The organism is Ruminococcus sp. RTP21198st1_G1_RTP21198_201120 (genome assembly GCF_040924265.1).
GTDB classification, from domain to species: Bacteria; Bacillota; Clostridia; order Oscillospirales; family Ruminococcaceae; genus Hominimerdicola; species Hominimerdicola aceti.
Genome location: NZ_JBCOMH010000013.1, coordinates 72,849 through 99,509, shown reverse-complemented (window position 1 = coordinate 99,509; position 26,661 = coordinate 72,849). Strand labels below are relative to the sequence as shown.

Annotated in this window: 18 protein-coding genes; 6 read left to right on the top strand and 12 right to left on the bottom strand. The window is 48.4% G+C overall.

Annotated elements, in window-relative coordinates:
- Positions 1–113 precede the first annotated feature (113 nt).
- The 4 genes from AB5627_RS09830 to AB5627_RS09815 all read left to right on the top strand — a co-directional run bounded on the left by AB5627_RS09830 (position 114) and on the right by AB5627_RS09815 (position 3,114).
- A complete protein-coding gene (locus tag AB5627_RS09830) occupies positions 114–518 on the top strand; it encodes an IS66 family insertion sequence element accessory protein TnpB (RefSeq protein WP_368365432.1) in 405 nt (134 codons plus the stop codon).
- Positions 512–868 (top strand): IS66 family insertion sequence element accessory protein TnpB, encoded by a 357-nt coding sequence (tnpB, locus tag AB5627_RS09825; RefSeq protein WP_368365433.1) that lies wholly within the window; start codon positions 512–514, stop codon positions 866–868. Before AB5627_RS09830 ends, tnpB begins: the two co-directional genes overlap by 7 nt.
- A gap of 144 nt (positions 869–1,012) precedes the next feature.
- A complete protein-coding gene (locus tag AB5627_RS09820; RefSeq protein WP_368369826.1) occupies positions 1,013–2,650 on the top strand; it encodes an IS66 family transposase in 1,638 nt (545 codons plus the stop codon).
- A complete protein-coding gene (locus tag AB5627_RS09815) occupies positions 2,647–3,114 on the top strand; it encodes a RyR domain-containing protein (protein WP_368369825.1) in 468 nt (155 codons plus the stop codon). The genes AB5627_RS09820 and AB5627_RS09815 overlap by 4 nt, the downstream gene beginning before the upstream one ends.
- Before the next feature lie 55 nt (positions 3,115–3,169).
- Here the strand turns inward: AB5627_RS09815 and AB5627_RS09810 are convergent, their stop codons facing one another.
- From AB5627_RS09810 to AB5627_RS09795, 4 genes are all read right to left on the bottom strand, one after another.
- Positions 3,170–14,506 carry a YodL domain-containing protein gene (locus AB5627_RS09810; RefSeq protein WP_368369824.1) on the bottom strand — a complete coding sequence of 3,779 codons (11,337 nt, stop codon included), beginning with the start codon at positions 14,504–14,506 and terminating at the stop codon, positions 3,170–3,172.
- Positions 14,507–16,558, bottom strand: a complete 2,052-nt coding sequence (locus AB5627_RS09805; RefSeq protein ID WP_287214460.1) for a DUF4316 domain-containing protein — start codon at positions 16,556–16,558, stop codon at positions 14,507–14,509.
- A gap of 88 nt (positions 16,559–16,646) precedes the next feature.
- Positions 16,647–17,339: a hypothetical protein gene (locus tag AB5627_RS09800; protein WP_287214462.1), complete on the bottom strand. Its 693-nt coding sequence runs from the start codon at positions 17,337–17,339 to the stop codon at positions 16,647–16,649.
- Positions 17,336–17,848: a hypothetical protein gene (locus AB5627_RS09795; protein WP_195221651.1), complete on the bottom strand. Its 513-nt coding sequence runs from the start codon at positions 17,846–17,848 to the stop codon at positions 17,336–17,338. Before AB5627_RS09795 ends, AB5627_RS09800 begins: the two co-directional genes overlap by 4 nt.
- Positions 17,849–17,963: 115 nt before the next feature.
- On the opposite strand from AB5627_RS09795, the gene AB5627_RS09790 reads away from it, so the two are divergent.
- Positions 17,964–18,299 carry a hypothetical protein gene (locus AB5627_RS09790; protein WP_195221652.1) on the top strand — a complete coding sequence of 112 codons (336 nt, stop codon included), beginning with the start codon at positions 17,964–17,966 and terminating at the stop codon, positions 18,297–18,299.
- 54 nt (positions 18,300–18,353) lie between these two features.
- Here the strand turns inward: AB5627_RS09790 and AB5627_RS09785 are convergent, their stop codons facing one another.
- Positions 18,354–20,366, bottom strand: coding sequence for a DNA topoisomerase 3 (locus AB5627_RS09785; RefSeq protein ID WP_368369823.1), 2,013 nt, complete (start codon positions 20,364–20,366; stop codon positions 18,354–18,356).
- 100 nt (positions 20,367–20,466) lie between these two features.
- Between AB5627_RS09785 and AB5627_RS09780 the strand changes: the two genes are divergently transcribed.
- The gene (locus AB5627_RS09780) at positions 20,467–21,288 is read left to right on the top strand and encodes a PD-(D/E)XK nuclease family transposase (protein WP_195221654.1); all 822 of its coding nucleotides are present in this window, start codon (positions 20,467–20,469) and stop codon (positions 21,286–21,288) included.
- 42 nt (positions 21,289–21,330) lie between these two features.
- Here AB5627_RS09780 and AB5627_RS09775 read toward each other — a convergent pair whose 3' ends face one another.
- From AB5627_RS09775 to AB5627_RS09745, 7 genes are all read right to left on the bottom strand, one after another.
- A complete protein-coding gene (locus tag AB5627_RS09775; protein ID WP_195221655.1) occupies positions 21,331–21,966 on the bottom strand; it encodes a hypothetical protein in 636 nt (211 codons plus the stop codon).
- A gap of 17 nt (positions 21,967–21,983) precedes the next feature.
- Positions 21,984–22,841: a fibronectin type III domain-containing protein gene (locus AB5627_RS09770; protein WP_243246364.1), complete on the bottom strand. Its 858-nt coding sequence runs from the start codon at positions 22,839–22,841 to the stop codon at positions 21,984–21,986.
- 5 nt (positions 22,842–22,846) lie between these two features.
- Entirely contained in the window at positions 22,847–23,986 is a 1,140-nt protein-coding gene (locus AB5627_RS09765; RefSeq protein ID WP_368369822.1) for a phosphoadenosine phosphosulfate reductase family protein, read from the bottom strand.
- Positions 23,979–25,163, bottom strand: coding sequence for a DNA (cytosine-5-)-methyltransferase (gene dcm, locus AB5627_RS09760; protein WP_117856246.1), 1,185 nt, complete (start codon positions 25,161–25,163; stop codon positions 23,979–23,981). The genes AB5627_RS09765 and dcm overlap by 8 nt, the downstream gene beginning before the upstream one ends.
- A gap of 74 nt (positions 25,164–25,237) precedes the next feature.
- The gene (locus tag AB5627_RS09755) at positions 25,238–25,519 is read right to left on the bottom strand and encodes a hypothetical protein (protein ID WP_242988897.1); all 282 of its coding nucleotides are present in this window, start codon (positions 25,517–25,519) and stop codon (positions 25,238–25,240) included.
- Positions 25,520–25,537: 18 nt separating this feature from the next.
- Positions 25,538–26,350, bottom strand: a complete 813-nt coding sequence (locus AB5627_RS09750) for a CD1107 family mobile element protein (protein ID WP_117856245.1) — start codon at positions 26,348–26,350, stop codon at positions 25,538–25,540.
- A complete protein-coding gene (locus AB5627_RS09745) occupies positions 26,331–26,651 on the bottom strand; it encodes a hypothetical protein (RefSeq protein ID WP_046436710.1) in 321 nt (106 codons plus the stop codon). The genes AB5627_RS09750 and AB5627_RS09745 overlap by 20 nt, the downstream gene beginning before the upstream one ends.
- Between the last annotated feature and the right edge of the window lie 10 nt (positions 26,652–26,661).

The following is a 26,661-nucleotide window of genomic DNA, read 5'->3' as shown; positions in this document are numbered from 1 at the left end:
GGGTATATAAATGGAGGAATAAAGTAACCGCCAACCACACCCTAACGTTGATTCGGCACTAAAAAAGCGATAAAATAGTTCCAAAGGGATTTACCCCGAAAGGAGCTGAGAATATGCCAACGATCAGAGAAGTAAAAACCGAGCTTCGTCACAGGGAGTGGGCAGATCAGATACAGGAATGCCAGAGCAGCGGTATGACCGTAACAGCGTGGTGCAAGGAAAAGGGGATCAGTCAGCACACATACTACTCACGCCTGAATGTGGTGAGAAAAGAACTGCTGAAACGAGCTGGATCGCCTTTGCAGCAGATCGTACCGCTGAGTGTTTCTCAAAGCGTCACCTGCACGACAGCTGCGGTGCAGACACAATGTGTTGCGGACAGCGCTGAACCTGGGAAACCTGAACCGGCTGTCCCACAAAAGATGATCGTCCGTAAAGACGGGATCGAGGTCGAAATGCCAGCAGATATATCCGAGAAGCTTCTGCTTACGCTGCTGAGAGGTCTGAAAGAATGCTGAAAGACTTAACTGCTGACAATATCTACATCGTCTGCGGACATACGGATATGCGTAAGTCCATTGACGGACTTGCGGCACTTGTACAGCAGCAGTTTCAGCTTGACCTGTTCGCAAGCAGCGCGTTTCTGTTCTGCGGCAGGCGCAGAGATCGTATGAAGGTGCTTTTATGGGAAGATGACGGCTTTCTGCTGCTGTACAAACGTCTTGAAGACGCGAAATTCTCCTGGCCGCGCAATGAACAGGAGGTCAGGAGTATTACCCGTGAACAATTCATCTGGCTCACGCAGGGACTGTCGATCGACCAACCAAAGGCAATCAAAAAAGTAGCCGGCGGTGTGGATATATGCTGACTTTTCCACGATGAAAATATACAGTAATGTGGACAATATTTCTATGCTTCAATGGCACTCTTTTTCTTGAAAGATCGGGCAAATCATGGTATAATCAGAGTATCATGAACCGTCCGGAATTTCAGGGAAAGGAGTGCTTTTGCTATGACATACGAAGAACTGAAAGCAGCATATGAAGCCGCTGTGCAGAAGTGCTCTGAGCTTGAAAAAGAAAATGATGAGCTGAAAAAATCGAACGAAAATCAAGCTCTTCACATCGAGCATCTGGAAGAGCAGATACTCAAACGGAACAAGATGCTCTTCGGACAGAAAAGCGAGAAATCGAAATTCATCTGCAACGGACAAATGGATCTGGATGGTAATGTGTTCAACGAAGCGGAAGAATTGTCAAATCTTTCTGCCGCTGAGCCTACCGAGGATTCCATCACAAAAAAATCGAAGAAAACCGGAAAACACCGCGGCAGAAATGAACTGCGTGGTGATCTTGAAACGAAAGAGATCGTGCATACGCTCCCCGAAGATCAGAGAAAATGTGCGGTCTGCGGCAGTAAGCTCGTGCCGTTTTCAAAAGAATACATCACCACACGGCTCTGCATTATCCCTGCGAAGATCTTTAAGATCACATACTTTCGTGAGGTCTACAAATGTGAACACTGCGATAAGCACGGAGATAAGGCGAATATTGTGAAGGCTCCGGATCTGACTCCTGCGCCTGTCATTCCGAGAGGTCTGCCAGAAGCAGAGCTGATCGCATATATCGCTGAGGCGAAATATCTGCTTGGCGAACCGCTTTACCGTATGGAACAGCACTTCAAGATGCAGGGCATCTACCTGAACCGCACATCACTTGCAAACTGGATCATCAAAAGTTCAGAATGGCTTATACCTGTTGTGAAGCACTTCTGGAAGTATGCTTACCTCGAACCCGTCCTGAACGCTGATGAAACTACGCTGCGTGTCCTGAAAATACAGGGAAAGCCTGTGAAAAAGCTGGGACAGATGTGGGTGGTCTGCACAGGAGCGTCAGCAAAGCTTCTGATCGCTATCTACACGTATCGGGACAACCGTTCAAAAGTGACCGCAGAGGAACTTCTCGGCAGTTATGACGGTATCGTGCAGACCGATGGGTTTCAGTCCTATGGTTCGGGAGAATATCTGCACGCAGGCTGCTGGTCGCACGCTCGCCGCAAGTTTGTGGACAGCATACCTGAAAATGATAAAAACAGCAAAGCGGTAAAAGCTGTCGGGATCATCGACAGAGCATTTGCCTTGGAGCGTGAAGCAAGAAAAGCAAACGTCTCGCCGGAAAAGATATTGGAGATGCGGCAGAAAGAGGTAAGACCGATCATAGAAGAATTCTACAACTTCATCGGAACGCTCAGACCGAGTAAAGGTTCACACCTTGGCGCGGCGGTCACCTATGCCCTGAATCAGAAAGACAAGCTTCTTCTGTTTTTAGATCATCCCGAAGTGGAAATGACAAATAATCTTGCAGAACGCACCGTTAAGCCTTTTGTGATCGACCGTAAGAATTTTCTCTTTTCTGCGACGGATAAGGGTGCAGATGCGAGCGCTCTCTTCATGAGCGTGATCGAAACAGCCAAGCGAAACGGACTGAATGTGTTTGGTTATCTCTCCTATCTGATGCTGGTTCTTCCTTCGTGGGGCAAAACACCTTCGGAAGAACAGCTTGACAGCATCATGCCGTGGAGTGCTGCACTGCCTGAAACCTGCCACAGAACATATCATCAAATCATCGAAAACGAGGCTGAGGTTAAGTGACAGCTTCTCATCCACAGTATTTCATAGTAACTGACAGTATTTCACCGCACAGTAATTCACAGCAGCTCACAGTAATTCATTGTGATGAACCGAATACGGGATTTGAGCCGAGGTTGATCTCGGCTCATTTTTTGCCCGCTGCTCTGGTTGGCGGTTACGGAATAAAAATGAAGTACACACCAAATCCTATGCAAACAAATGATATCACGCTTTCAGATGACCTTGTAGCCCTTACTGAGTTGATAGCAGCCAATGTCCACGATGTGTGGGCAGTTGGGCGCATTAAAGAAGGATGGACTTATGGAGAAGTTAAGGATACTGAAAAGAAAACCACTCCTTGCCTTGTACCGTATGATGAACTACCAGAATCTGAAAAAGAGTACGATCGTAATACTGCTATAGAAACGCTCAAGCTGATTACCAAGTTGGGCTATAAGATTACTAGAAAAGATATAGAAACTTGATTTGTAATATAAAGTAAAGAAAAGTCAACCACTTAAATTGCGGTTGACTTTTATGTTATTCAATTCCTTGCTTACTCCTGCTCTTAGCCTTGTCCTTCGGCGTTTTCGGCTTTTTAGCGAGCCTTGCGGCATCACGTTTCATCTTAGCTCGTTCAAAGTAGCAAGTCTTTTCACGCTTCGGAGCGTTCTTCTTCGCTTCGATAGCCGCCTGATTCAGCTCATCAGTCACGACTTTCAGCCTTTGCTCCTTAGTATCAAGCTCCTCCTGCTGAGGGAACGGCTCTGCTACGATCTTCTGTGCTTCTGCGTGGTCAAGCCTGAGCTTCGCAAGGTTATCCTGTGTCCTTTCGATTCTGCCGTCGATGTTGTAGAGGGCAGCTTCAAGACGGTTCAGGTTATGGGCAAAGCTCTCGATCAGCTTCGTGGTATGTGAAGTAGCACCTTGCAGACAAGCGGACATACCGCCGCCCATCATATTGCTGTTTACCGTCACGCTCAGGTCAAAGCCCTGGAACGAGCCGACCTTAACAGGAGTATCCGCATACTTGATAGCAAGCACCGCATCTTCCAAAGCCTTAGCTGCTTCTTTTCTGTCGGTGTACTCAGTCTCACCAATGGTGATTTTGAATACGGGCAGTTTTCGCTCAGGATCGATCGGGAGCTTGCGGAGTGCTTCACGGTCTGTATGGAGATCAGCAAGAATAGCTGTAAGTTTCTGCTCCTGTTCGGGGAAACGAGCGATCTTGTCCTCCATTTCAAATACTGTGTTGCGGTGTTCCGCAGCCAGTATCCTCAGTTCCTTCACTTCATTTTCAAGCATCAACTTCTCTTTGATACGGTCATCGCCAGTACAAAGTGCCTTGATCTCGGAATAAGTGAGTGCCTGCTGGTCTACATCTTCGCACTTTCTCGCGGGAGTCTTACTCGTCATGATCTGAGAGATAAACCTCTGCTTGTTCTCCAATGTCTGGTAGGAATAAGCGTCGAACGTGCCTTTGGTGACATAACGGAAGATCTGAACATTCTTGTTTTCATTGCCTTGTCTGATGATACGTCCGGCGCGCTGTTCAAGGTCGGCAGGTCGCCACGGAATATCGAGGTCATGGACTGCAATAAGCCGTTTCTGTACGTTAGTACCTGTACCCATTTTTGCAGTTGAACCGAGCAAGACACGGATCTCTCCGCTGCGGACTTTATCAAAGAGGTCAGCTTTCTGCTGTTCGGTTTTCGCATCGTGGATATATGCGATCTCCTCCGCAGGGATACCCCTTGCGATCAGTTTGTCACGAATATCGTCATACACGCAGAAGTCGCATTCTTCTTCAAGAGATTCGACCTCAGCAATAGACTTCTTATCCTTAGCATCATCGGCATCTTCGCCCTCGACCGCTGCTTCTGCTGCCTTGTGTGGAACACCCAAATCACAGAAGATGATCTGCGTAAGCCTGTCCTCAGCCGTTTCAGCGTGGATACGGGCTACGTTCTCAACGCACCTGTTCAGCTTCGTATCAGGGTTATCCTCAAAGGACGGATCAATCAGTCTCGGATCAAGACCGAGCTTTCTTCCGTCCGACGTAATTTTGAGCATATTGTCGATCGTAGGATCAACATTTCCTGCATTGATAGCGTCAGCTCTGTCGGCAAGCTCCTGAACAAGTTCCCGCTGAAAGGGAGTAGCTTCGACCTGGACCACCTGATAATCACAATCAGGTACATCGAGTTTCAGCGTATCCGCAGTACGAATGTCAGCGACCTGCTTGAACATACTCATCAATTCGGGCAGACCTGTATAGTTTGCGATACGGGTGCGCTCCTTGAAGCCATTGCCCGCAGGCTTTAGCTCCCAATCGGTTTTCTGGTCGCCAAAGACCGCAACCCAGTTGTCGAAGTGCTGTAAGCCGTGATCACGCAGGAAGTCATACTCCAAGTAACGCATCATAGTGTGCAATTCCGTGATAGAATTGCTCAGAGGTGTGCCAGTTGCAAAGATAACGCCCTTGCCGCCAGTCTTTTCATCGAGGTATCTGCATTTGAGGAAAAGATCGAGTGCTTTCTGTGAAGCCGAATTGGAAATTCCGGCTACATTCTGCAATTTTGTGGCGACGAACAGGTTTTTGAACTCGTGGGCTTCATCGACGAACAGACGGTCGATACCGAGCTGTTCAAAGGTCAGAGTATCGTCCTGATTAGCCTTTTCGAGCTTATCAAGCTGCTTTTGCAGACTTTTACGGGTACGCTCCATAGCCTTGATCTGAAACTTAGAGCCTTCGCTCTTTTTAAGCTCCTCGATACCACGAAGAATATCATCGATCTGGCTCTGGATCGTCATGACCTGTCTCTCCTTAGAAACAGGAATCTTACCGAGCTGAGAGTGACCGATGATAACCGCATCATAGTTGCCAGTAGCGATCTTAGCAAATAACTGCTGTCGGTTCTCTTTCTTGAAGTCCTTTTTTGTCGCAACAAGAATGTTAGCACCTGGATAGAGCTTCTGAAAATCGTCACCAATCTGCTCTGTCAGATGATTCGGAACGGCAAAAAGCGATTTTGTGCAAAGACCGAGCCTTTTTGATTCCATCGCTGTTGCGATCATTTCAAAGGTCTTGCCTGCACCAACACAGTGAGCAAACAGCGTATTACCGCCAAACATAGCGTGAGCGATCGCATTTTTCTGATGATCGTGCAGATGAATGTCCGCAGTCATCATCGGGAAAGAAAGAGCCGAGCCGTCAAACTCACGGGGACGGATACTGTTGAACAGCTCATTGTAACGCTCCACAATAGCTTCACGGCGGGCAGAATCTTTGAAGATCCACGCCTTGAAAGCCTTGCGAATATCGTCAGCCTTACGCTGTACCACACGAGTAGCATCAATATCGACCACACGCTTTTCCTTTGTATCGCCCAAGCCGTCAGGCACTTCGATAGTCTTATAGACCTTCGGCTCTTGCAAGTTCAGAAGATGCTCAAAGATGTCATAAGCGTTCATTTTGTGAGTGCCATACTTCTGAGTAGCAAGCACCGACCTGTCGGAAGATTTGTTGCTGACATGGAAAGAATTAGCGTGTACGGAGTATTCCACTCCCACGATAGCAGACTTGTTCCAACGGGCGGACGGACTGTCACTCCGCTGATATGCCGGAGTCTGCAACAGCTCATACATGAACTGCTCATAGTATTTCGGATCAAGCCAAGCGGCACCGAGCTTAATGTCAATATCTCCGGCTTTAAGCGGTTCGGGCATAGCCTGTTTCAGTGCTGATACATTGATATTGAAGTCGGGATCATATTCAGCGATCTCCTCAGCTTCACGGAGCTTCTTGCGAATATCGCCGGATAGATACTCACTCGCCGTCTGATACTCATTCTCCGTATGGGGAATCTTGAAGATATTGCCCGTCAGGTCGTGCTTCAGCTCGTCCTCGGTCATACCCGTCAGACTGCTCATGTACTCAAAGTCAACCCGTGCTTTTTCTGCAATGGAGAGCGTGAGTGATTCAAGTGCCGTGTCAACGTGTTCCACAGCCTTCGGCGGCACGATAGTCCGCTTTGTGAAAATATCGGACTTTTCAAGGAGCTTAGTCTTATCATAGCTCTTTTCCAGTCCTGCGACAAGATTATACGAAACATCTTCCGCAAAGTAACGCTTGTTGGTCTGAGAGTGGATAAGCCCGAACTTCTTATAAAAATCATCGTATGCCACATTCAACTTTGCCTGCAAATCCTTAATAACGCTGTCAGGCTTGTCAAGTTCCATTGCTTCGATCAGCTCACGGGTGAGATCACGAAGCTCAATAAATGCCTTGAAACGCTTGTGCTGTGCAGTACCCTTGTCAAAACGGAACTCACAGGCAGCATTATTTTTCTTGAAGAAGACCTGATCGTCAGAAAGGAAAAAGCTGTAATTACGCAGTTTCGACGGAATCTGCACCTGCACACCGTCAGCCGTTTTCGCATACACATCTCTGCCACGCTCATGACTGATCTCCGCAGACAGCTTTCCGACCGCTTCATGGAGCGCCGATCTCAGGTCAAAACCGTCCTCAGCGACAACCATAGTACCGCTGCCGTAGAGCTTGTTGCCCTCGACCACTGTACCAAGCACCATATCAGGGTGCTGTTCAAAGTATTTGTTGATCGGCAGACCGTCAGCCGTTTCACCGATATGAACCCAATCGGGAATATCGGACATTTCGGCAAGTGACTTGCCTTCATGCTTTTTCAGGAAGATAATATCCGTTGTGACCTCTGTTCCGGCGTTATCCTTAAAAGCTCCGTTCTTGCCACCCGGCAGACGGATAGCACCGATGAAGTCAGCCTTATCAGCCAACAACTGGCGAGTGCTTTCGTCACGCTTGTCGAGTGTGCCTGCCGAGGTCACGAATGCCATAATTCCGCCGTTTTTCAGCTTGTCGAGTGCTTCTGCAAAGAAGAAATCGTGCAGTTTCGTGGTATCGTGGACGGTATCACGGAAACCAAGCTCACCGAACGGAACATTGCCGACAGCCACATCAAAGCAGCCGTTCTGAAAACGGTTCTGCTCAAAACCCTGAATTGCAATATCCGCATCGGGATAGAGAGCCTGAGCAATCCTGCCGGACAGCGAGTCGATCTCCACGCCGTAGAGCTGAGAGTGCGACTGCATTTCTTCGGGCATTCTGCCGAAAAAGTTGCCGATACCTATTGCAGGCTCTAAGACAGCACCGCCGTCAAATCCGAAATTGCCAAGAGCTTCATAGATGCCGTCGATAACCGTAGGAGAAGTATAGAAAGCATCATTGACCGTTGAACGAGCCTGAGCGTACTCCTGCGGAGTCAGCAGCTCGGAAAGCTCCTTATACTCTGCGGCCCACTTCGGATCGTCCTTATCAAAAGCCTTTGCCAAAGCTCCCCAGCCGACATATTTCGACAGGGTTTCCTTTTCCTCAGCGGTCGCAGGACGCTTCTCCCGTTCAAGTGTTTTCAGCGTTTTAATAGCGTCAACATTGGCACGGAATTTCGCCTTTGCGCCGCCTTCACCGAGAGCATCATCGGTAATGGTGAAGTTTTCGCCCTTATCGGGTGCAGTTACTTCCGTTTCAGTAACATCGACTTCATCAGCAACAAGTGTGACCTCCGGCTCTTTCTCAGCCTGAACAATCTGCTCACGCTCCAAGCTGTCAATGAAATGAAAGCTCATGAGCATATCGCCGTTATCAAGCCGTGAAGTCAGTTCATCGCCGTCAAACGTCCAGTTCTTCGCACGGTCAAACTCCATGTGGAGGTCTTTGCCTGTAGGTTCGCCGTTTTCATCGAGCTTTCGGGAAGTAAAATCAACGGTGCTTACGCCTGTTACGATACGGCGTTCTCCGATGCACTCAGGACGGAGATGGTCTGTGATTTCAAACATCATTCCTGGTTTGATCGCCTTTTTGAGCTGAGACAGGTTCTTGATCGTAGGAATTTCGGGCTTTTCTGCTTCGAGAGCGACCGCAGAATTATCGGGTGTGCCCTCAGCCTTTTCAGGCTTCACGGGTGCAGACTGCTCCTTTTCAGGTTCAGCCTTGCCGATATACTCATACATACCGCTGTTCAGGAGCTTATCGTATGAGATATTCTCCGTCACAGCGAAACCGCTGCTTTCACGCTGAATGGTGCAATCGTCCGAATAGAACGGGAGCGCTCCAGTCAGCGAAATAACCTCAGAAACCTCGCCAGTAATCTTGTGACGAAATCGGTCACCGACTTCCACGATCTTGTGGCTCTGCTCCTCAGCCTTTTCCGCTTTGAGTGCAGCCCTCTCAGCTTTCTGTTCAGCAGAAAGGTAGGTATCGTCCCTGAGCCGTGATTCTGTCATTGTTGCGACATTGTACCACGAATGACGGAACTTTTCGCCGTTCTCAAAGCTGAATGTGATACCCTGAGAATTATAGTCAACGAGTGAGATCTTACCCTCACCGCTGTGTCCGCCTGTTCCGTATTCCTTTTTCAAAAAATCGGCAAGCCGCTGAATTGTCGGGTGCTGTTCCTCATAGAAGTCCTGCACACGGAGCTTGCCGTGAACAAAGCCAGTTCCACGGTCGATCTCTGCGGCAAGTGCTTCATAGACCTGAACACCGTCCACCACCGGATCTTTGGCAAATTCAGACTTTGGCTTTTCAGGTGCGGGCTTTGAAGCGGTCAGCGGTTCAGGATCACCGAAAAGAGAGAGCTGTTCGCCCTGTGCTTCGGGCATTTCCCAAAACGGAACATCAGCATTTTCATTACGCTGAATCTCGTCAATGACAGCCGTATCGGTGAAAAGGGGCTTGTCAATATCCGCAGTCTCCTGTTCAGGAGTTGCCACCGCAGGAGCATCATCGACCGCCATAACACCCAGCTCATAGGCAAGCGTGTCAAGCTCTGCCGTGTGGTCTGCATAAGTGTCAATGGAAATGATACCCTCAGCATTGTCCACGATAACCGTAGCACCGAGAGAAAGTGCCTTGTCCTTGATCTCGTCAAGGCTCTCGGCATCGCCCTTGTATTTCAGAGTGACCGCAGGAACATCATCGGCAGGAGAAGAAATATCTGCTGCATCGGCGGCATCGCTCATAAGCTCTACCGTCTGTTCGTCCTTACCAGTGTGACGCTCGATCACTTCATCGGGTACAGATACAAGATCGCTGAAATCAAGATCAGTCAGACCATTCTCGATCATATCCTCGATACTATCAAACTGCTCTGTATCGAATACCTCACCGTCAAATTCGTGAGTGATCTTGAAGTCAACAAGGTCAGCCGTTACCTGAATAGGCAGCTCATCGTCTGTCAGCGTAGTAAACGCAAGACCTACACTATGCAGATCGGAGAAATCCGCTTCTTCACGGTACTCAGCTTCACAGAAATCGTTGATAAGCCACTTTGCCTTGTCAAGCGGAGTTTCAAATGTACGCTGAAAGTCCATGATCTCCACAGGCTTGTCAGGATTATGCTCAATCATAGCTGTGCGCAGGAGTGCAGGAAATGTTGTCAGCTCACGGTAAGGCTCGATCTCCATTTTGTCGCCACGGTTATAGATACCGCAGACGGGATCGCCGCCATAAAACAGTTCACCGACCTTTTCGCCGTCAGCGATAGCCAGTTTCCATGTGCCACGCTCCGTTTCCGCAGATTCGCAGTCTGTTCCGAAGAACTTGTCAACGACCTGCTGTAAGGTCTGGAGCTTTTCCGCTTCACGCTTCGGAGGATTCAGTTCAAATGCCTGTTCGATCAGAACGGTATATCCTGCTTCACGAAGCTTTGCGGAGTATTCGTCCTTGACATGATCGGGGAAACCGACCATAGGCTGACCGTTTTTTGATGTCATATGCAGTTCGAGAACTTCCGCACCGATCTCCGCATTTTTGCCGTACATCTCGTAAAAGTCACCGACTTTTCGCAGAGAGACTGGTCCTTTGTCCTCCGGCTCTGTCTTTTCCGCAGCTTGACCGTCCTTAGACAGAATCTCAAAGCCCTTTTCCTCCATATCCTGCTGCCAGCCGTCATAGGCAAGCACATCGGAAGTGCCGAGCAGAATACCGCCGTAATCGGGTGCATCAAGGTCTTTCATCTTGATACGGTCAGGACTAATTTCCTCAATCTCACGGCGAGCGCCGTCATACATGATAATATCACCGACAGCAAGATCGGCAACAGACGGCACAGACTTCTCCTGTGTCCTTTCTTTTTCAAGGAAAAATTCAGGCATTTCGGTAAAGCCGAAGCTGTCGCAATAATATGCCGTGTCCTTATCGTCCATTGAAATGACGATAACATCGGAAACCGAAAGGGAGTGACCTGAGAAGTCCGCAGGCTGATTGGTGTTGAACTGAGTGAAAATGCCTTCAAGAGTTGCATTTCCTCTGAACTCACCGACTAAGCCCTCATATACAAGCTCATAATCGTCCCTATTGAGCTGTACGCCCTCTGCTTTCAGCCTGTCAAGCCCCTCAAAGCGGACACCGTGATACTTCTCACCGCCGGGGAGTTGATAGATCTGGAACTTACCCTGTTCCTTTTCCACATCATCATAGGTGCGGATCGGGTACTGTGCCTTGAAATCGTCGAAGATACGCTGTTCCTCAGCGGTCAGCTCAGAATATGCTTCAAGGAAAGGAACGAAAATGTCAAGCATTCTCTGCGCCCTTTCCTTATATTCCGGCTGATTGAACGGGTGCTGCGTATAGCCGAGGATACCCTCATTATATGTGCGGATATGGTCGATCAGCGAACCGCCACCCGTGCCTTTGCCATCGCCAATATCAAAGCGGCCGTCATAGTTGAACTCCTCACCGTTGATAACAGCGGTAATACTGAAATCGGTCTTTTTATACCAGCCTGCTTTCAGCTCAGGGATATTACGCTCCGAGTGCTGCTTCTCATCGAGGTATTCAAGGACAGCATTGCCGAGAGCAAAACTGCAATCAGGGTGTGCAAGTGCAAAATCGTGAACGATGTCGCTCTCGCTAACCCATTCATCGCCCTTATCCTTGCCAAAATGGAAGGACAGGCTATCCGGCTGCTTTTCGGGCTTTTCAGCTTCAAAGGTCACATCGTACTTGTGCTTTGCGATACAAGCAAAGGCTTTTTCGGTCTGGTCCTCGTCACCGAGAACATCAAACAGAGCCTTTTTGATACGGTTGAGCTTCGGGATATTATCGCCGTTTTCCCAACCGTGGAGTGCGGCACCGTCAAATGCAGAGATAAGCTCCTTTACCGTATCATCGGAAATATCGGGAATATCGTCCTTGATAAAATCAAGCACCGCCCAATATGCCAAGTCCTCATATTCCTCATGGATACGGTCGATGAAAGCCTGTCCGATCTCCTCAAAGGAGACAAAGCGCTCCATACCGCCGAAACTGCACTTGAAGCCGTCCTCAGTCCTCTCCAGATGCAGAGAGTGGCGGAGGTTTTCAGCATAATAATAGGTGCGGTCGGTCATTTCACCCTGTTCAAAAACGAACTCAATATCCGCAGAATTGCCGCCTTCTAAAAGACCGAGTGCAAGCTCCTTGCGAATATCCTCACCGTCATGAAAACGACGGGCAAGGTCATAGAATGCAGGCTCGCTCAGATGATAGCCGAAAGCCGCCTTATCGCTGGGCTTGTGCTTTTCAAGATAACCACGCTCAAACAGCGGATAAGCCATATCCTCCCATTCATCAGAAGAAAGAGTACGCTCCGCAAGGAACTTCGCAAGGTCAGCCTTCGGGAACAGCACTTCTTCCTCAGTGGGAACTCTGTTTGCGTTCTCACGGTCAATAACCGCCTGCTTATGGGCAGTCAGGAAGTCCGCAACATCGGATTCCTGCAAAGCATTATGGAGAATTTCATCGTATGCCTGAATGTCCTCAGCCGTGAAAGTCTCGTCAATGCTGTCGATCTGTCCTCTCGTCACATCACCGACAAACATAGCCGTAATTGCGGCTCTCTGCTCATCGGAGAAATCGTGCAGAGAAAAGAAGTCCGAAAGCTCGATACTGCGGTCAAAGCTGGACTTCGCTTCAAGCATATCGGTCAGCTTGCTGTTTTCGCCGTAGCGTTCAGCCGGAGCCTGAGCGATATATGCGTTCACAAGCGAGAGCATCTCGCCAAACTGTGCTTCATCGTATCTGCTGTCAAAGAAATCAGCAAGATCAAGCTGCATATCCTCGACAGCAAGGCGGTGGACTACGGGCGAAAGAGCGATATTCTGCTCCATCGGCAAACCGAGGTCAGCCATTTTGCGGAGCATATTTGTCTCACGGACAGCGTTTTCAAGCGCACGGTGAAATGCAGGAGCGTTCTCCTTATCCACCGCAAATGCGACCTTTCCGTCACGGACAACAGCGTGATAGCTCACACTTGTTTCAAGGAAAGGCTTGACCTCCTTGAACTGTTCAGGTGTGAGCTTTGACATATAATAATGGGTATCACGGTTCGCACGATAGTCACGGTTGCCGACTTCCTGCGCCTTATCGGGACTTGCAAACTGCTTACGCATATTTATAACAGAGTCCCTGATATTGCGGACAGCAAAGAGGTCAGCGTGAGAAACCGTCAGCGTACCCTTGCCGGACGGATACACTCTGCCCGAAAACTGCATACCACGCTTCGCCATGATCTCAGCCATTTTCAGCACAAGGTCACGATCTGCCGAAAGATACTCTTTCTGCGGGATATAGCGATACTCCGCAGAACCGAAGATGTTTTTTTCGGGCGGAGAGTATGGTCTGTTGGATTTGGTGGGAACAAGGTCGGGAGTGCCTGCGATACGCTTGAACCACTCCACATCTTTGTCATTGATCGCCATAATGACGGAATTATCACGGGCATAGGCATAATAGTTGATGCCCGATCTGTCAAGCTGTTCCTGCAATCTTGCAAAATCAGCAGCCTGAATCGTCACAAGGCTCTTGTCTCTGTTATCTGTCGCCTTGTGCCACATTTCATTGCCGTATCTTTGCATATCTGTCTGCTGAACCTCCTTTTTCTCAGTCTCATGTTCTACTGCTTTTGGGATACCACGAAGCATATCATTCCAGTCTTTATATGTATCGGGAGTGATAACACGCTTCATGTCGGGATACTGCTCCTGCAAACGCTGGGCAAAATCATTGCCTGCGGTATCATTGTCGGAGCATAACAATACATTCTCAGGAGAGATATTGTGCCTGAGCATTGTATCAAGCACGATATTCGGCTTCACGCCCATCATGGAAACGAGCCTGCAATCGGTCAGCTCTTTATCGTGCATTTGCAGATAGGAGAGCATATCAATAGCCGACTCAAAGAAAAAAGCCTTTTCTCCTGTGCCACGGACTACTTCAAAGCCGTGTCCTGCTGCCGAGCCTGTTGCAATTCCTTTGAATTTGTGTTCTGTTGATGTGCCGACCTTTTCAGCACCGATCACTTTGCCCTGATCGTCATAGTATTTGAAAAGCACATTGCCTGTCTTTTCTTCCTGGGCGATACTTCCACCACGGACAAGAGCCGATACCATATCATAGTCAAGCCCTCTTATTTTGCACAGGTACGCAAACACACGCCTTGCATTGTCAGCTTCGGCAAGGGAAAGCTCCCTTGCCGTTACTGTTTTCGGCTTCTGTTCGTATGTGCGGGACGGAGTATAAGTGCGGTCGATGTGTTCGCCCGTGAGAGCTTCGACCGCATCAACGAAAGACATTCCCATGTATTCACGCAGGAATCCGATGTTATCGCCGCCCTTGTCCTCGCTGAACCTGAACCAAGCACCACGCTCACCTGGACCGTTATCCTTGATGTGCAGGCTATCGTGATCCTTCCACACATACTCTCTGCCGACTTTTTTCAGGTCAAAGCCGTGAGCCATGAGGAACTGAGGAAGATTGACAAATGCCGCCCTTTCTTTCTGTTCATCTGTTACACGCATTTATTCAAGCCCCTGATTCTTTCTCTTTTTGGGTGTCTGTTCTCTCTGCTGAGACTTCTGCTGTCCTCGACCACTGATACGCTGTGCGTCACGCTGCATTCTGCCACGGGAGAAGAAAGCTCTCTGCGAGTCCTTCTTTGCGACTGTGACAGCGGACTTCTCACCGCCGAACACCGCAGAGTGTTCCACGCCCTTTGCGGTCAGCTCTGCCGACTTCTTCCGAGCCTGCCCCTCGTCCATACGCTGCGTAAAACGCTCCTGCTTCGGGAGTGCCTTGAAAAAGTCGGGATTGACATACTCCACGGCTCTTTCGCCCTTGACAGCACTCTCGATCTGCTTATATGCCTGAGCATTCGCCTTAGAGACTGTGACTGCCACCGTGTCATTCTTGCGGACTACCGCAGAATACGGGATATTCTGCTTTTGCAGCTCTGCCACGATCTTCCGTGCTGTGCCGATAGGCTCAACACGAGTGTGCTTTTCGTCCTTGCCGAGCGATGCATAGTATTCGGGATTGATCGTCTGATACTTGCCCTTTTCGCCCTTACCGCCGTTTTCCTTTGCGGCTTCTGTATGGGCGATCTTGCCGATAGAAGCGTACATCACATCATTCAGGGCAGGAACATCAGCTTTAGAAACAGTAATGCCGACCTTATCCTCGCCCTTAGTAGCAACGGAATATGCCACGCCTGCGGCAGTCAATGCGGACATGACCTCGACCGCCTGAACCTCCGTCATAGTCTCCACATGACGATCACCACGGGGCAACTCCTTGTAATAATCGGGGTTGACCTTGAAACCGCCGTCATCGGTGAGGACTGCATCGCCGTTATCCACCATAGTCATGAGCCATGACTCGACCTCGATCTCATCGGCGCTGTCAAGCAGTTCAAGCTGTTTCCGCATCTTTTCAAGCTCCGAAGTCGCATTCTCCCTCATCTCCTGGGGAACAAAGGGATTTTCCGCAAGGCTCTCCATATTCTTGATACCCTCACGAAGTTCAGCTCTTGCCTTGTCGATGTCCTCCTTGCTGCCGTTGTTGATGATACCGTCGATCATGTTATAATCATCTTCCATCTGCATTTCCGCACTTGCAAGCGGCTGGTCAACGAGCTTGTCAGCGATCGAAGCGACCTGTGATCTGTCAAGCGTTTCGACCTCCTGCGCCGCCTGCACAGCACCCTCAGCAAGAGAAGGCATATCCATAGTGCCGTTCTGCACCATTTCACCGAGCTTGTCGCCTGTGAGAACCATAGAAGCATCGAGCTGGTCATTGGTCTGCTTCTCGTAGTGGGTTTCGGGACGGGCGAGCTTCATGATCTTGCTTTCCAGTGCGCCGATACGCTCATTCACGCCCTTGAGCTGTTCACCGAGTTTGAGCTTGTCAACGGCACTCGTTTCAGGAGCGTTATAAGTGTCAAGAATATCCTGCCTTTTCGCTTCAAGCGTTGCTTTCTTGTCGCTCAGGCAGTCCACGGTCGAGCTGTTCAGCCTTGTCATAGCATCTGCAAATGCTTCACGGCGCTCCTTGTTGAAGTGAATACCGAAACTCCTGATCGTGTCATTGAGTGCGATCACACGGTTCAGCTTGTGTTCGATACGGTCACGCTTTGCGGTCAGGGTGTCGATCTTCTTCCAACCCTGATCTATCTTTTCCTGCCGCTTCGGGATCTTGACCTCACGGATAGCCTGAATACGCTTCTCGTTATTTGCGATGAGAGTGCGGATACCCGGCAGATTGCCGATAGTCGCTTTCAGCATACGGTTCGTATCTTCGAGCTTGTCAGCCTTTGCGGAGAGTGCTTCGATCTTCGCCTTGTTGCGGTCGATCTTGTCCGTCTGATTGGCGATCTTCTCGTCAAGGGAGTCGATACGGCTCTGATGATGCTCCGCCTTTGCGTTCAGAAAAGGAAGAAGTTTGCCCGACTTCTGAGCGCCGGACTCTTCCTGCTGCTGTTCCTGCGCCTGCGCCTGTTTTCTTCTAATTTCCTCCTCCGCATCGACCGCAGGCTGGTCGGCGGTTCTCTTATCGTCATTATCTTGTACGGGCATAGGCTACCTCACTTTCTCTTTCTCACGATGATGATAACCGCTGCGGTCACAGCCGTAACAACGGCACTTCCGATGATGATAAACTTCTTCATGGTCTGTTCTTCCTTTCTCTTTCTTCTGTCTGTGTGGCTCGCTCCTGTTCGTCACGCTGTCTGCGTCGGGCGATCTCAGCCAGATGTTTATGGGCTTCTCTTGTAAAGTGGTCATTGGCATGACGGCGCTGGTAAGCATCATAAAGCTCCGTGAATGAACGAACTTTATCCGCCGTCTGCACAGGTTCGGCAGGAGTTTTCTCCTGTTGCTTCTTGCGTTCATACTCCGAAATATCCGAGAGCGTTCTGCCGTTGACTGTGATGATACGGTCAAGCTCGCGCTGAATCGTTGCATCGTCACACAGCCAAAAGTCCGTGTATGTCTTGCAGAGCAATAGCTGAACTTCATTGGGACGGGACTGCAAGAAACTTACTGTTGTATTCAGAAGCTCCGCAACTTCACCGAGCAGTCGATAATAGCCGTCAGGCACTCCGTAAACTTGCAGCTCACGGAGCAATGCTTCATAGTCGCCGGACTGTGCCTTTGCGATGATCTCCTCGACCTGTTCCTTGTAGCTGCCGTCATAGGTCAGCACCATTTCGGCATCGCCAAATCGGGCAGAAAAAGGAATATTGCTCTTGTCGAGTGCCACCACGATAGCCTGAGCCTTGTCCGTTTCAATGCTGATAAACTCACGGTTTTTGATAGTGGAAACTTCGATACCGCCGATATACGGGAAATCTGTCACGGTGCGATCATCTCCCTGATGTTGTCGATAAGCTCCATATTCGTGCTGTCGGCATCGTACTCCATAGCATACGCACCGCAGATATTCTCCTGAATACGGCGAGGGAGCGACCTCAGCGCACGAACGGGAGTACCGATGAGCTTTGCCACATTCGGGAGGTCTGCGACCGCAAGAGCCTTGTTCACAAGGTCATAAAAACGGGCGGTCTGAGAGCTGTCCATCATGAACTCATAGACGATAGTCTGCTGAGTCTCATAGTCAAGGCTGCGGAGCGTTTCGGTGGTGATACCCGTGGACTTTGCGACTTCACTCAACTCAATATAGATTGAGCCTTTCTGCCACAGATTGTCGAGGGCTTCAAAGACAGCCTTTTTGTCCTCATCGTTTTTCACGGCGACCTGTTCAAAAACCGCTGTCATACTGTTTTTGATCTCATCGTCCATAGCTGAAACGCTGTCCTCGGAGACACCGAGGATCTTTGCGACTTCCGTAAGCTGGTTATTGTTCATAAAGATTATCCTTTCTGCTTTAAGCCAAATAATTGACTTTTCAGCGGTAGTTTGATATAATAAAGTAGTTAAGAGCGTCCTTCCGATTATTCAGAATTTGCAAAGGTGATATTCTATGAGCATACGTTCCAAAGGTAGACGTAAAATAATTGTCGATAGTCAAACATATTTATGGTATGTTGCTTTAGACGATGAATCTCCGTACAATATTCTGAATATAGTATCAGATGATAAATCCTATATTCTGGCTTGTCCGCTTCAAACTGAGAAGGAATATATAATAAGCAAAGGCAGAATGTTTCAGGCGAAAAAAACAAATGGACGATGGAACAGATATTTTCTTCCGTTTCATATTCCGGAAATCATCACTCCGAAATTCGTTGAACAGTTGATTCTTTGGTCAACAAAAAATACAGATGCTATTCCAATTAATGGTGATGTTCCTGTGTAGCATTATTCTGCTTTATATAGCTATCACCAAACAGCAAGGACACCCTTGCTGTTTTTATATACCCCTCTCCGTTTTCCACTGATAATACATCTTCCCATTGTACGGATTCTCCACGAGCTCAGGGCGCACAATGGTCTTTTTGCCCTTAGATGTATAGGAAGTCGATTTACCGTTCAGTAGTCCCTTGACCTGGGTATCGGAAAGCTCCACACCGTACACCTTTGCGATATTCATACCGCACTTGCCCTTGCAGTAGAAGCCAAACTTACCCTTGACTACATCTGCACCGCACTTCGGGCATTTCCCGATAGGCTCATTACTGCCGTCAGAAAGTGAAACAGACTTATCCACTGAGCCATATTTACCGCACATTTCAGTGATGAACTGCGTAATGCCCGACATAAAGACTGCTTCGGGCAGACTGCCGTGTTCGATCTGCTGTAACTTCGATTCCCATTCAGCGGTCAGCTTTGCAGACTTGACTTCATCGGGAACGACCGTCACAAGCTCCTTGCCCTTATCCGTTGCCCTGAGCTGTTTGCCGACACGCTCCACATAGCCATTCTTTACAAGTGCTTCGATCGTAGCGGCCCTTGTGGCAGGAGTGCCGAGTCCCTTTTTCTCCGTGTCCTCGTCATAGTTCTCATTTCCGGCTCTCTCCATAGCGGAGAGAAGTGTGTCCTCGGTATAGGGCTTCGGAGGAGAAGTGAAGTGTTCGCCCTTGCTTGCAGCAACCGTGAAAGTCTGTCCCTCAGATACCGCAGGCAGAGCCTTTTCCTCATTCTTCTTGTCGGTCTGCTTTTCATAGGCTTTCCAACCCATTTCAAGCACCGTGCGGCCTGCTGCCGTGAACTTCGTACCGTTGCAGATACCTGTGAACTGGACCGCTTCATACTTGTGCGCCGGAGCCGTTGCACAGATCAGCTTTGTTGCGATCAGCGTAAGGACATTCTTTTCACCCGACGGCAGAGAAGAAAGGTCAGCCGTAGCGATACCGCTTGTGGGGATAATTGCATGATGCCCCGATACCTTAGTATTGTTGATAACCTTAGAAATATCGGGAGTATGCGAAATGCCAAACCCGAAATTGGTATCACAGAGCTTTGCCACATCAAGTGCCGTCTGCGCCATATCATCGCTGAGATACTGGCTGTCAGTACGAGGATAAGTGACGAGCTTTCCCTCATAGAGCGACTGCGTATAGTCGAGTGTCTGCTGTGCCGTATAGCCGAAAGCCTTGTTTGCTTCTCTTTGAAGCGTGGTCAGGTCATAGAGCTTCGGAGCTTTATCGGTCTTGACCTCACGCTTGACCGAACTGATAGTGACCGTGTTGCCGTCACAGGCAGAAACAAGTGTATCAGCGGCATTTTCATCATCAATTCTCGCAGAAGAAAGAATAAAGTCTCCGCAGTTCAGGTCAACAGTAAAATACTTCTGCTTCACAAAGCCGTTTACCTCGGCATCACGCTGAACGATCATTGCAAGTGTCGGTGTCTGAACACGCCCGATGTTGAGCTTACCGCCGTAGCGAACGGAAAACAGCCGAGAACCGTTCATTCCCACAAGCCAGTCAGCCCTTGCACGGGCATAGCCTGCTGAAAACAGATTATCATATGCAGACATAGGCTTCATCGCTGTAAGAGCCTTGCGGATAGCTGATTCTTCAAGAGAAGAAACCCACAAACGCTTCACGTTTTTTTTGCAGTTCGCCATATTATAGACATAGCGGAAAATACATTCGCCCTCACGGTCAGCGTCTGTTGCACAGATGATCTCCGAAATATCGTCCCTGTTTATAAGGCTTTTCAGGAGATTGTACTGCGCCTTTGTGCTGTCCGTGACCTGAAACTGCCACTTGTCGGGTATCATAGGGAGCTGTGAAAAGCTCCACTTCCGGTCCCAGCCGTTGCCGTAGTCATTCGGATATTTCAGCCCGACAAGATGTCCGACACACCAAGAAACGATATAGCCGTTTCCCTCGGTGTAGCCTTTGTGTGCGGAAGAAGCTCCGACAACGGCGGATATGGCTCTTGAAACACTCGGCTTTTCGCCGATGATAAGAATCATGCTAAAACACGTCCTTTCGTAATAAATTTGTTATTGATTTTTCGGGGCAGATGTGATATAATAGTATTGAATAAGAATACTATATAAGAGGTGCATACCATTGGCTAAGATCAAACCAATACTTACGCCCGAAGAAGAACGTCAGCAAAACCTTGAACAGCTTGCCAAATATCGTCCTCTTGACGATGATTTCATGCGTGAGCTTTTCAGGAATAATCTTGAACTTGCTCAGTATGTGCTTCGTATTATCATCGGAAAGCCCGATCTGAAGCTCACCAAAGAAGAAACACAGTACGATCTACAGCATCTTTTTGGGGAACGCTCTATTTGCCTTGATGTATTTGGTGTTGATGATGAAAATCAGCAATATGACATTGAAGTGCAGAGGCAGGATAAGGGGGCATCTCCTCAAAGGGCAAGATACCATTCAAGTGCGATGGACGTTGATAATCTCAGGGAGAAACAGCAGTTTGAAAAGTTGCCCAACACTTATGTGATATTCATTACCGAAAATGATTTCTTCGGCAAAGGAAAAGCTGTTTATCCAATAGAGCGTATGAACCTTGCCACGGGTGAGCCGTTTAATGACGGAGAACATATTCTTTATATAAACGGCGCATACGAAAACAAGGACGATAACTCCGATCTTGCCAAGCTGATACATGATTTCAGGTGCAGTAAGGCAGACGAAATGTTATTATCACCGTTAGCAGACCGTACCAGATTTTTCAAAGAAACACCGGAAGGAGTGGATTATATGTGCAAGGCAATGGAAGAAAGAATTACCGAAGAAAAGCTCAGAATTGCCTATAATTTATTGCAGTTAGGCACAGTTTCTAAGGAAGATATTGCAAAAGCCACTAAACTTCCTATTGAAGCGATCAACGAGCTTGAAGAAGAAATGAAAAACGTTCCGGCATAACACATCTACCAAAGCACATTTCCCATCATGGGAAGTGTGCTTTTATTCTTCTAACAACAGCCTGTAATAGTCCTCTTTTGTAAGATTACAGTATGTCTTTTTGCTATTTTCCTCCTTGCGGATATATCCTGCTTTGAGAAACGCATCACAGACTTGGTTGACTTTCGTTGAGCCTGCATTGATCACATAGGTTAAATCAACCTTATAAAACGCTCTATGACGTATCATCCAAATCAGCAGCATTTCTATTTCACTTCGGGAAATACCACGAATTTTAATACTGCTCAAAGGAGCGTACTTCCTGACAGGAACTGTGACCGCTTTTACCGCAGTCTTTGGACTATCTTCCTGCGGTAAAGGCTTTTCCATTTCGGACGGTGCATCGTTCATCTCGTCGGGAGCATCATTATTGGTGGTAAGCCCCTTTCTGCTGTCAGAAGATGTGACAGCTTCTTTGACGGGAGCAAGACAGCCATCGTCTGGCTCATCAAACACCATCAGATGATGATCTTCATCATCGTCCTCGGAATGCTCGCCGTCACCGTCCTCAATGTCAGCCATAGCGTGAATCCTCTCGTTCATCTCACCGCTGCACTCACCGAGCTTGTAAGCAGCGTAGGCAACACCGCCGATCGCACCGAGTCCGATAATACCCTTGATGATCTTCTTTACGTTCATAATAGAAACCTCCAAATTTAGTATTCTACGGGTTCGCCGTAGTTGATCTTTTTAATACTTGTGATATTGGAACTCAGGTCAAGCCCGTTCCAATTATAGTAGCCCCAACTTCCGCTGAATGCCACGCAGGACGGAAGTGAATTATCATCATAAATAAACTCTATGATACACTTTCCGTTGCCTGCACCGCCAAACCAATGGTATTTACCCTCACCATCATCAGCATAACCTTTACTGTCGCAAATCTTGACGGTAAACTGTTGTCCTGCCTCGTTGGTGACGAGAAATCTGTCACCGCAATATCCGTACCATACGCCCATAGCACAGCAGTAATCTCCGTACTCATCACGCATTATTCCAGTGCCTGTAATAGTGTCCACAGAACAGCCTTGAATAGCGTCCCATGATGGTGACCTTGTAAGCCCAGAACTGCGTTCCCCACAGTAGCACGAATCCCAGCCTTCTTCATCGGGAAATTCGTAGATAACCTCTACCGTTTCCGTCTTTCCGTCAGCACTTGCGGAAACTGCGGAATATCCGTCCTTTTCATCATCTGAAAGAACAGGCTCGACCGTTACCGTGTACTCCGTACCCTCACGCAGACCTGTTATGTAGCAAAGCTCATTGGATTTGAACTCAAAATACATATTGTCCGCATAAGCGTAATCTTCATCATGAGCCGTGCAGCTCACAGTGTAGTCACGGTCAGTATCGCCATCCCAAGTGACTTTCAGGCAGGAAACAGATATTGTCGATACATTTAGGTTATCCGCTGTCAGCTCGATCGGTTCAGGTTCGGAAGATACTCCTGAAAACTCCATAATAAAGCCCATTACAAGGCTCAGTGCTTTCCTCTGAAATTCAGGATCGAACATCGTTATCACGCTCCTTTTCCGATTTCAGGAGCGTTGTAGTCAGCAGGTACGGCACTCCGATCAGAAGTGCAAGCACCGCTGTCACCACCAGTAACACAGGGATATACTCCGTCAGAGCCATATAGTCTATCACGTTTCTTCTCCTCTTTCTCTTTGGCTTTCATTTCCTTGACGAAAGCACGGTATTTCGCTGTATATTCATAGGACTTGCCAAAGATATTTACCGCTGCCTTGTAAAGATTCGGCTCATGTTCCTCGATGATTGCAAGCTCCTCATTGATATGTTTGCTGAATGGACAGCCTACACAGCCGGTTCGCCGTAACCCGTATTCCGTATAGCATCGGGAGTGCTGAACATCGAACATCTGCTCATAGTCTTTTTTATCGCCGTCCGTGTACCAAAATACCGGACGGAAGGTGTTGCACCCCTTAGACTTGCACTCAGAAAAACAAGTCTTGAAAGCTGCCGAACGGATACCGCCCTCAGCCTGTCGGATACCTGTTATATCCAAGTCTGCATCATGTTCCTTGACGATACGCTTTGCAGGCTTCTTTTTCGCATATTCACAGCACTTGTTGGATATGGGGAAATCCGGCGGATTCTGCATGATAAACTCTTTTAGGAAACGGTTGCGGTAAATTGAAAATCTGCTGATTTTCTGAACACCGTCCTCGTCAGAGTATCGCTCTCCGCACCACCATTGCAGAGCCGTCTTACACCGAGGGTATCTTTGCAACAGCACTTCAAGCGGTTCGTCCTCCCACTGAAATCCGTGAGCCTGCAAACGCATCATCTGTTCGGAAACATATTTCGACAGAAAAGGAACACCATACTGCTTCACACAGGTAGGGATAGGCTTATCGGGTTTGACACGCTCAATGGTAATGCCGTATTTCTGTTCAAGATAGTCTAAATGCTCCTTTGTAGCGGAGTATTCAAGCCCCGTATCTATCCAGAAATACTTGACCTTGCCGTCCTCATCGACCTTATGAATCAGGTCAAGGACAATATCGCTGTCAGAACCGCCGCTTATACTGCACACAGGATAATAAGACCGCATCAGTATGCGTTGTGCCTTGCACATACTTGTGTAAATGGTGTAGTTATTGTTATCGGCGCACTTGGTCAGGGCTTCATCAAGCATCGTGAAGCCCTCCCAAGATGTGTGTGATCACATCGACCGTCCACCCGTTGCCAATACACTTGTACCGCTGGGTATTGGAAATGCCTGCGGTATAGTTGTCGGGAAGAGTCTGCAAACGCTCCGCTTCAATGGGGGTGAGCTTGCGGATAACGTAGTCACCGTCAGGGAGATCAATCTTATACAGACCTGTTTTTGCACCCTGACCGCCGCCATTGGCTGAGAGCGTAACAGACTTGCCGACAACGGAGTAAATACGTTGTCCCTGTCCGCCCTTGCCATACTGTCCGATACGAACGGGAGAGCATACAAGCGAATCTTTCTGAACAGTGGTCAGGCAGTTGGACTTGCCGTCCTCACGCACTTCGATATGCTGTTCTGTCTTTTCGCCGTCAACATATCGTCCACGCTGGGCGGCTCCCATAGGCATAGCAACCGAAGTAGTACTGCCGTTGAAGCCTGAATTTTTGATGATCGTTGCTTCACCGTACTTATGATAGCCTGCCATGACGGTACGGGACTTGTCCGTACCCTGATATGTATTGTTCGGTATAGGTTCTGCGACCATAGTCCGCTGCTTACGTTCAAGGGTGTTATACAGCACAGCACCGTCATAAGAAGCGGTCATACAGTAGGACTTGTCCTGCCACGCAACACCGCTTTCAAGTACATCTTTCAGTAAAATGCCCTTATCTTCCGGGAAAGAAGTAAAAGGTATATTCGTCCAGTAACAGCGCTTTCTATTTTGTGCCGATACAAGTGCAGAGTTTATCATGATAGGTTCTACACCGAGAACCCTTGTGATCTCGTCCTTGATGTTCTGATGTACGGAATAGTTGTTTTCGTAGAGGAAATACTTACAGCCCGATTCCTCTAAGGCTCTCACATACTCCTTAAAGAGCCTGAATCCCTCACCGTTGCAGTCTACCTCTCTGTCCTTTTTGGCGATAGACCAATAGGTGCAGGGCGAACCGCCGAGCAAAAGGTCATATCCTTTGAACTGCGTGAAATCACCGTCATATACATTCCCGTGATGAACGATTACGGGGAAATTACGCTTTGAGACCGTGACGGCATACTTGTCGATCTCAAACGCATCATAGCATTCCACGGGAATGCCAGCCCTTTGCAGAGCCAGCATACCGCAGGAGATACCGTCAAATAAGCTGAGTACCTTCATTAGACAAATTCTCTCTCTTTTCTCATTGTCTTATGTTGTTTGTTTTGTTGTCGGGAACTTTGAATCCACTGGGTTCAAAGTTGATTATTCTTCGTAGTAGTCCTCAAAAGATCGTTGTAGTTCTCCTGAAGCTCCTCAAACTCCTCGCAGAGCTTGTCATACTTCTGCTGGATTACGGTCTTTTCCTGAGCGAAGTTCTCCGCAGCGGTCAGATTGCCGATGAACTGTCCTGCTTCAAAGCCACGGAGAAACCACTTCTTTCTCACGCCCTCAACTGCCTTAGCAGAAATGCCTGCAATTCCGGCGGTCCCTGCCACCGCTGCCGCACATAAACAGATCTTCTTCATCTTTTCCATTCTTTTGCCCTCTCTTTCTTATTCTTCATCGTCCTGATTATCGTAGAACCTCATATCGTCCTCAGATTCTTCGGTGATCTCTGTATCATCGTCATACTCAGGCTCAAACTGAACCGCTGTCTTATTGCCGCCTTTCTTTTTCTTCATCAGGAAGAAGCCTGCGACACCGACACCGATCAGAGCAACCACACCGAAAACAAGAATCATACTATTCTTGTTCATAGGAACAGACTTTGCCTGAGCTGCTGACTCAGATGATTCCTCGCCGTCCTCTGCGGTATCTTCGGCATAGTCAACATCGTTACTGTCGCCGGACTGCACTCTGCCGTTAGCCTTTTCCGCTTCCTGAGCTGCCTGTTCGGGAGTGATCTTGTCCTTTTCATCATCGTCCTCATCTCCTGCGTAAAGCAGAGCATACAGGTCATAATCGTCAACTTTGTTCAGGAAATACACGTTGTCCTCGCCATTGCCTGCCGTGTAATTTATAAGCACATAGAAAACGTGACCGTCCTTTGTGGTCACAGCGATGAACTGCATTTCCTCTGTGTTGTAAATGATTTGTTCTGACTTGATAAGAGTAGCGTTGCCGTCTGTATCATAGTAGGGATCACCGTCATAGTCGGGGGCAACATCGTTTGTCTCTGCCTCGGCAAGCTCACTCATGACCTCACGGAACTTTTCCATATCATCGGAGCTTTCGTCCGCAGGCTCAGAAGCGGTTGTTTCCGTAGTCTCTGCTGTTCCTTCTTCGGCAGAAGCGGTAATACCGCCAACACTTGCTGCTGCAAGCATGAAAGCAGCCATCACAGCACTAATCATTCTTGTTTTCATCATCGTCCTCCTCAGAGTAAAATCTCATTTGTTCTTCATATTTGCCGCCTTTGCCGAGATCGTCTATCTCATCATCGGTCAGACCACGAGCCTTCATATTCTGAATCTGCTCATGTTCTCTGGCAAGCACGGTTTCTAATTCCTCTCCATCACAATTCAGCTTTTCGCAGAGTGAGAGGTAACGCAGCCTTGTGATTTCGGAGAGAAGCCGTCTGCGTTCCTCTGTATCCCGCTTGATATTTCTTTCAAGCTGCTCTGCCTTTTTGCTGAATTTCTCTATTTTTGCATCATATAAAGCCATTATGTACCTC